This is a genomic window from Lysobacter terrae, from assembly GCF_054782215.1.
Genome location: NZ_BAAGSX010000006.1, coordinates 1 through 937 on the forward strand (window position 1 = coordinate 1; position 937 = coordinate 937).

At 67.9% G+C, this 937-nt stretch carries 1 pseudogene; it reads right to left on the minus strand.

Going from position 1 to position 937, the window contains the following annotated elements:
* Nucleotides 1-937: pseudogene (locus ACYVJ8_RS11275) on the minus strand (RHS repeat protein); the annotation flags it as partial.

Below are 937 nucleotides of genomic sequence, written 5' to 3' on the forward strand. Positions count from 1 at the left end.
GAACTGCGTCGTGGCGTTGATGCCGCCCAGGTCCTGGATGGTCCGGCTCAGGCGGTTGAGCGGGTCGTAATCGTTGTCGGCCACGCGGCCCAGCGCATCGGTCGTCTGGTCGGCGTTGCCGTTGGCGTCATAGGTGGTGGTGGTGGCGTGGGTGTACGCGTCGAGGTGCGTCTGCAGCTGGCCCAGCTGGTTGTAGACGCGCGAGAGGGTGCGCACCAGCGCATTGGCGCTGTCCTTGGTGTCTTCCTTGGTGCGGTTGCCGGCGTTGTCCAGGGTGTAGTGGATCGTGTTGCCGGCGCCGTCGGTGATGTCGGTGAGGCGATGCGCGGCGTCATAGGTGTAGGAGGTGTAGCTGCCGTCGGGCAGCGTGGTCTTCTTCACCAACCCGGTCGGGAAGTACTCGATGCGGGTGATCTGGTCGTCGGCCTCGCTGGCGTTGTTGGGGCCGCGCAGCTTGCGGGCGGTCAGCCAGCCGCGTGGGGCGTACTCGAAGTCGGTGACCACGCCGGTGGCGTCTTTGACCGACAGGACGCGGCCAGCGCCGTCGTAGGTGAGGGTTTCGGTGACGTGGCCCAGCGCGTCGGTCACCTTCCACAGGTCGCCCTTGCGGTGCGGACAGGTAGCCGGCGCGGTCGCGCAGGTCGCGGCATCCGTGGCGTAGTAGCTGTAGCTGGTGGTGTCGTTGACGTCGGTGCGTGGGCCGTTGATGGCGGTGACCAGCCCCACCCGCGGACAGGTGCCGGCGGTGACGTTGGACTGTTCGCAGTAGGTCGTGGTGGTGGTGCGCGTCGTGGCGGCGGCCGGATCGATGCTCGACGCCGTCAACGCCTGGCCACGGGGGTTGTAGGTCCAGGTCTGCTTGGCTATGAGCGTACCCGCCGCGTTGTAGCTGCGGCGCTCGGTCGGCACGGCGAAGGTGGCGTGCCAGTCCGTTTGC